At 63.5% G+C, this 6743-nt stretch carries 7 protein-coding genes; 4 read left to right on the forward strand and 3 right to left on the reverse strand.

What is annotated here, in order from left to right:
• Together FF80_RS21100 and FF80_RS15930 are read right to left on the reverse strand one after the other, a co-directional pair.
• On the reverse strand, window positions 1–395 hold a 395-nt coding region (locus FF80_RS21100), incomplete at its 3' end, for an SH3 domain-containing protein (protein ID WP_052153660.1).
• A gap of 393 nt (window positions 396–788) precedes the next feature.
• Entirely contained in the window at window positions 789–1211 is a 423-nt protein-coding gene (locus tag FF80_RS15930; protein WP_035102409.1) for a hypothetical protein, read from the reverse strand.
• Window positions 1212–1360: 149 nt separating this feature from the next.
• Between FF80_RS15930 and FF80_RS15935 the strand changes: the two genes are divergently transcribed.
• From FF80_RS15935 to hemH, 4 genes are all read left to right on the forward strand, one after another.
• Window positions 1361–2149, forward strand: coding sequence for a creatininase family protein (locus FF80_RS15935; RefSeq protein WP_035102410.1), 789 nt, complete (start codon window positions 1361–1363; stop codon window positions 2147–2149).
• A gap of 3 nt (window positions 2150–2152) precedes the next feature.
• Window positions 2153–3055, forward strand: a complete 903-nt coding sequence (locus tag FF80_RS15940; protein WP_035102411.1) for a LysR family transcriptional regulator — start codon at window positions 2153–2155, stop codon at window positions 3053–3055.
• 9 nt (window positions 3056–3064) lie between these two features.
• Window positions 3065–4732: a DUF1007 family protein gene (locus FF80_RS21105; RefSeq protein ID WP_081917494.1), complete on the forward strand. Its 1668-nt coding sequence runs from the start codon at window positions 3065–3067 to the stop codon at window positions 4730–4732.
• A 101-nt stretch (window positions 4733–4833) separates the two neighbouring features.
• On the forward strand, window positions 4834–5859 hold the full coding sequence (gene hemH / locus FF80_RS15950; protein ID WP_035102412.1) for a ferrochelatase: 1026 nt from the start codon (window positions 4834–4836) through the stop codon (window positions 5857–5859).
• A 147-nt stretch (window positions 5860–6006) separates the two neighbouring features.
• Here the strand turns inward: hemH and FF80_RS15955 are convergent, their stop codons facing one another.
• On the reverse strand, window positions 6007–6348 hold the full coding sequence (locus FF80_RS15955) for an SH3 domain-containing protein (protein ID WP_052153662.1): 342 nt from the start codon (window positions 6346–6348) through the stop codon (window positions 6007–6009).
• Window positions 6349–6743 lie beyond the last annotated feature (395 nt).

The following is a 6743-nucleotide window of genomic DNA, read 5'->3' on the forward strand; positions in this document are numbered from 1 at the left end:
CGCGGGGGGGGGCCACCGCCCCCCCATGGGGGCGGGCGCGGGCGTCCCCAGCCACCACCCCAATGGGGTGGACGCGGCGGGCGCGGGTTCCAGGTCGGCGGGGGCGGAGGCGGACGGTTCCAGCCATTGTCCCAGCCGCCGGCGCTCAGATAATTGGCGGAAACCCAGCCATCGGGGCCGCGTTTTTCGACATAGCACCAGCTGCCGCGGCACTGCTGCACGTCAACCTGTTCGCCGCGGCGCAGTGTATCGACGACGCCATAGCCGGTGCCGGGGCCGGACCGCACATTGACATTGCTGGTGGCATAGGCCGGGGCAGCCATGGCGGCCGTAGCGGTTGCAAGCACTGCAAAAGCCGCCAGTCCGCCAGCGATGAGCTTGTTTCTCAGAGCCATTGTTGAACTCCTTTCCCTGTTAAGCACCTCTTGTGCCTGTGAGTGCAGAAAACACCATTGGCGATGAACTGGAGCTGAATGGTCTGGTCATGTGGGAGAGGGGTTTGGCGGGTGCGAGAGGCGTAGCTTCAAGGGTCCCAAATTCCGCCTCACCCACCGCTCTCCCTCGGACCTGATCCGAGGCCGCTCTCAACACGGCACAAGCGGCGAATGGCCCTCGGGTCGAGCCCGAGGGAGAACGGTGGTTGGGGTGAGTGGCGAGCGCGCCAAGGGCGTCCTGCAATAGGGAGTGTCGGATGCGCGCCCTTCTCATCCAGCGCTGGGAAGGTCTTCAGCATGGATTCCGGCCTTCGCCGGAATGACACGGTGGGTGGGTGAGGTTGGAGCGCGACGTCAGAGTTTCAGCAAATCCACGAAGCGCTTGAGGGTTGAGGCCAGTTTCTTGCGGGGTTTGGGTTTCAGCTCGCCGAGCAGGGCTTCCTCGAGCTGGGTCCAGTGATCGGCCAGGCCATTGCGGATGCGCACGCCCCGGTCGGTGAGGGCGACGCCGGGAGCGAGTTCGGGGCCGACGGCATGGCGGGCGACCAATTCGCGCTCGATGAGGCGAAGCAGGCGGGTCTGCAGGTTTTCGACCGGCAGGCCGAGTTGGCTGGCGAGATCGGCCTCGGTGGCGCCGGAGCGGCCGAGCTCGAACAGGACCGCATCGTCGCCGGGCTCGAGGCCGCGTTCGAGCAACGGCAGCAGCAGGGCCTTGTGGGCAAGCTGGCCGGCTTCGATCAGCCGGTAGAGCGTAGAGCGGGACGAGGGTTTGGACATAAGTGGGAAAATAGTCCGAACTCCTTGGGCACGTCGATCAGCCATTCCATCCTATCGTTAATCGGGTAACGACCAAGGCCCGTTATTGTTCACCAGGCGCAGATGAGTTATGCGTTCAACTGCCCCAATAAAATCGAACGGAGCGCAGCTTGGCCACCCATTTTGCCGAACAGCTGACCGCACCGGAATTCGCTGCAATTGCCGGTCCGCAAACCATCGCCGTGCTGCCGGTGGCCGCCATCGAGCCGCATGGGCCGCATCTGCCGCTATCGACCGATTGCGATATTGCGCGAGGGCATCTGGGCCGGCTGGCCGATTATGTGAGCGCGGAGCGGGAGCTGCTGGTGCTGCCGCTGCAGAGCATCGGGCATAGCCTCGAGCATTCGGGCTTTGCCGGGGTGTTCACCCATGGCGCGGAAACGCTGCTGACGGCGTGGAGCGACGTGGTCGGCGCGGCGGTCGAGGCGGGGGTGCGCAAGCTGATCGTGGTATCGAGCCATGGCGGCAATTCCGAAGTCGTGGCGCTGCTGGCGACGCGGCTGCGAGTCCAGCGGGATATGCTCGCAGTGAGCGCGGCCTGGCTGCGGTTTGGCCAGCCCGAGGGGCTGTTTGCCGAAAATGAGCTGGCCTATGGCATTCATGGCGGGGATATCGAGACCTCGTTGATGCTGCATTACTGGCCCGAGGCGGTGCGGCAGCAGCATCTGGCGGATTTCAGTTCGGCGGCGTCGCGCTGGGATGCACAGACGCGCTGGCTCAAGACGCATGGGCGGACGCGGCCGGGTTGGCTGAGCCGTGACCTCAATCCGCAGGGGGCGGCGGGCAATGCCTTGCTGGCTACGGCGGAGAAGGGCGCGGCGAGCGCCGATCATGCGCTGCGCGGCTTTGCCCAATTGGTGGATGAGGTGGCGGCGTTTGATCTTGGCAGGCTGGAGTAGATTATGACACAGGATCTCGCCCGTATTCGTGCCTTTGTTCAGGTGTTCGATTCCGGCGGCTTTTCGTCGGCGGCGCGCCAGCATGGGCGCTCCAAGGCGCTGCTCAGCAAATATGTGACCGACCTTGAGGATTATCTGGGCGTGCGGCTCATGAACCGCACGACGCGCAAGCTGAGCCTGACCGAGGCGGGGGAAGCCTATTACCGGGAAGCCAGTGCGCTGTTGCAGCAACTGGATGATCTGGACGCGACGATTACCGACCAGACCGCCGAGCCGCGCGGGCTGCTGCGGGTATCGGCGCCGCGCAATTTTGGCGAGGACACGCTGGCCCCAGCGATTTTCGCCTATCTGGCCAAATATCCCAAGGTGACGCTCGATCTGCGGCTGGAGGATCGCTATGTCGATCTGGTCGATGAGGGGATCGACGTGGCGCTGCGGATTTCAACGTTGCAGGATTCCTCGCTGATCGCCCGCAAGATTGCCGATATGCATATCGTGATCGGGGGCGCGCCATCGCTGCTCAAGACGCTGGGTACGCCCGATCACCCCGATGCGCTGCGGACCATGCCCTGCATTGTCGACACTAATCTGCAGGGGCAGTCGAACTGGCGCTTCATCGACGAGGAGGGCAAGACCATTTCCATTCCGGTGAGCGGACCGGTGCGGGTCAATTCTCCGTTAGCGGCGCGGCAGGCGGCCGTTCTTGGTCTCGGCTTTGCCGCATTGCCATCCTATCTCGCTGATCCGGCAGTGGCCAAAGGTGAGCTTGTTCCGGTGCTGACCCGCTATCTGCAAACCGGCCAGACGTTGCAGGCAGTGTATCCGCACCGCCGGCATCTGGCGGGCAAAGTGCGGGCGCTGATCGACCATCTGGTCGAGTGGTTCCAGAAGCATCCGATCAGTTAGGGGCATTGCGTGACGGTTTCGAATTTGGCCCGCCTTCTGGCGGTGGTTTTGGCCGGGCTGCTTGCCCTTGTGGCGCCGGCATGGGCGCATCCGCATATCTTCATCGATGCCAAGGTGAGCGTGCAGTTCGACGATAGCGGCGCTGTAGTCGGGCTCAAGCACACCTGGACGTTTGACGAGGCGTTTTCGTCCTGGGTGATCCAGGGGCTCGATACCAATGGCGACCGGATCACCAGTTCCGAGGAATTGCAGAGCCTGGCGGATGAGAATGCCGCCGGGCTGGGCGAGTTCGAATTCTATACCTTTGCCGGCTCGCAGGATTCGCTGTTGAAATTTCAGGCCGCTGGCGACCAGCACATGGTCTATGAAAATGGGCGGGTGACGCTGAGCTATTCGCTCAAAACCGAGCGGCCGCATCCGGTGGGGCAGCGGTTCGAGCTGGGGGTTTATGACCCCGATTATTATGTGGCCATCACTTTTGCCGACCAAAGCGATGTGACGCTGGAGAATGCGCCGGGCAGTTGCGCGGTGACGCTCGATCCGCCCAAGGACATGGATCCCGAGGTCCAGAACCGGCTTTTTGCGCTGGGACCCGATGTGACGGAACTGCCGCCCGATCTGGCCGCAGCGATGCGGGGCACGCAGGGGATGATCGTGATCACCTGTGGCGATGCACCGGCGGCGGCGCCCTCGACGGCGCTGGATGCGATCAATGACGTGGCGGTGGCCAAGCCCTCCATTCCCTTTGGCGGGCCGCCGCCGGAGCCGGGGCTAAACCTGCCGCGCACCGGATTTTTCGGCTGGCTGCAGGAGCAGCAGCGCAATTTCTATGGCGCGATGAATGCCTCGCTGGGCGCGTTGCGCACCGATTGGACGGCATTCTGGCTGCTGGGGGGACTGAGCTTTCTCTATGGCGTGTTCCACGCGGCGGGGCCGGGGCACGGCAAGGTGGTTATTTCCTCCTATGTGCTGGCCAATGAAACTCAGGTGCGGCGCGGGGTGATCCTCAGCGTTATTTCGGCGATGATCCAGTCGGCGGTGGCGGTGCTGTTCGTGCTGGTGGCTGCCGGGATTTTGGGCATGACCAGCATTGCCATGGGCGATGCGGCGAACTGGATCGGTATTGTCTCATACGGGATGGTGGCGCTGCTGGGCCTGTGGCTGATTGCGCGCAAGCTGTTCGGCTGGGGGCATTCACACCACCATCACCATGCCGATGACATGGCGCAGAAGGCGCATGCGCATCTGCATGAGGATGATCATGATCACCATGGGCACGATCACCATGGACATGACCACGGCCATCATGAGCACCATAACCATCATGGCCACCAGCATATCGTGACGCCGGAGGCGGCGAGCGGGAGCTGGCGGGAGCAATTGGGCGTGGTGCTGGCGGTGGGACTGCGGCCCTGTTCGGGGGCCTTGGTGGTGCTGGTATTTGCACTGTCGCAGGGATTGCTGGCGGCGGGGATTGTCGCCGTGTTCCTGATGGGTGTGGGGACTGCGATCACCGTGGCGGCGCTGGCGACGCTGGCGGTGACGGCCAAGGGGTTGGCGCGGCGGATCGGGGGCGTGGATAATCCGGTGACCACGGCGATCCTGTGGTGGGCGGAACTGGCGGGCGCCGTGCTGGTACTGGTGTTTGGGGTGTTGCTGTTGATGGCGAGCGTGTAGGCGGTTCCCCCGCCAAAGCGCGACCCATCGCCGCCTTGCGGTTATGGCGCGAGCCGCTATGGTGCGGCCAACGTTAGAATTCTTCCAAACAGCTCCATTTCATGTCCCAAATTCTTCCTGCCGATCATCCGCCCGTGCAGACGCCGAAAATCGGCGTGGTGCTGCTCAATCTGGGCACGCCCGACGCGACGGATTATTGGAGCGTGCGCCGCTATCTCAAGGAATTCCTGAGCGATCCGCGCGTCATCGAGACGCCGAAATGGCTGTGGTGGCCGATTCTCAACCTGGTGATCCTGAGCTTCCGGCCGCAGAAGAGCGGACATGCCTATGCGCAGATCTGGGACAAGGACAAGAATGAAAGCCCGCTGCGGGTGATTACCCGCAACCAGACCGAGGCGCTGGCGCAGCGGCTGGCGGGGGAGAGCAATGTGATGGTGGAATTTGCCATGCGCTATGGCAATCCATCGACCAGGAGCGTGCTGGACAAGCTGCAGCAGGCGGGATGCCAGAAGATTTTGCTGGTGCCGCTCTATCCGCAATATTCGGCGACGACGACGGCGACCGCCAATGACAAGGCTTTCGAGGCACTGGGCAAGATGCGCTGGCAGCCGGCGGTGCGGACGGCGCCGGCCTATTTCGATGACCCGAAATATGTCGAAGTGCTGGCCAAATCGATCAGCGATGGCGTGGCGGCGCTGGATTTCGTGCCGGACCTGGTGATCACCAGCTATCATGGCATGCCGGTGGAATATCTGGAGCGCGGCGACCCCTATCATTGCCAGTGCCACAAGACGACACGGCTGGTGCGCGAGCAGCTGGGCTGGGACGAAAGCCGGATCATGGTGACGTTCCAATCCCGCTTCGGGCCGACCAAGTGGCTCGAGCCCTATACCGATGTGACGCTGGAAGCGCTGCCGGGCAAGGGGATCAAGAAGGTGGCGATCCTGGCGCCGGCCTTTTCGGCCGATTGCATCGAGACGCTGGAAGAGATCGCCATGCAGGGCAAGGAAACGTTCATGCAGGCCGGGGGCGAGCAATTCGCCTATATTCCATGCCTGAACGATAGCCCGGACGGCATGGATATGATCGAGGCGATGGTGCGGCGCGAGTTGTCTGGCTGGCTCTGAGGCCGTTTGGAAGCGCTACTCTGACGGTCATCTGGCGCGATCGTCTGCGCTTCCGGTGCTCACGTACCCAAAAGTACGCTCCGCTCCGGTTCTCGACAATCACGCCACCTGACTCGCCAGAGCGCGTTTCGAAACAGCCTCAGCAAGCTAGTCCAGTATCCCCCGGTCCTCGTCGTCGCTGTCGTTGAAGGTGAACCAGGGGCCGCCGCCGATGAAATCGGGCTGGGTGACGCGCATCTTGGCGGACCAGCCGACGAGATAGCTCGCCCGCACCCAGCCGGAGCCGCTGACGCGGCACCAGCGGCTGTCGCGGGTGCACTCATCGAGCTGAACCTGGGCGCCGTCGGCCAGCTTGCCGATAATGTCGTAGCGGGTGCCGGGGCCGGTGCGCACATCGATATTGCCGCCCTTGACGCGGGCCAGCGGCTCGGCCAGGGCCGGGGTGACGAGCAGCAGGGCGGCAAGGGCCGCAAGGGGCAGGGCGCGCATGATCGGGTCTCCCGGTTTTCTCATATAAGTGAAATGCGCCAGAGCGCGGCGAGTTTCAAGCGCTTGCCGCAGACATGATGAAGCGCCGCACGGCGCTTGCGCCTGCGGAGACACGGTAACGGGCGGCCTTTGACTCGACCAGTTTAGACTAGGGGAGCCAAAGGCCGCCCGTCACGATCCGCTTTTGTGCAGGGTCCGGTTCAGGCGGTACCATTCTTGCAGGTCCGGCTGCCGAGTTTCCAACCCCACTGGAGAAGCGCCCCTCTCCCACGGCCACCCCGCCCGGCCCTGCGTGGGGACCGGTGACTGGCGGGATGGGGAGATAGTGACATGGGTTTTTGGTGGCGGGGATAAGGTGGATAGATCGGGTTCTTTGCCCTCCCTCCCCCTTGAGG

The sequence above is a fragment of the Devosia sp. LC5 genome (assembly GCF_000735585.1).
Lineage (GTDB): Bacteria > Pseudomonadota > Alphaproteobacteria > Rhizobiales > Devosiaceae > Devosia.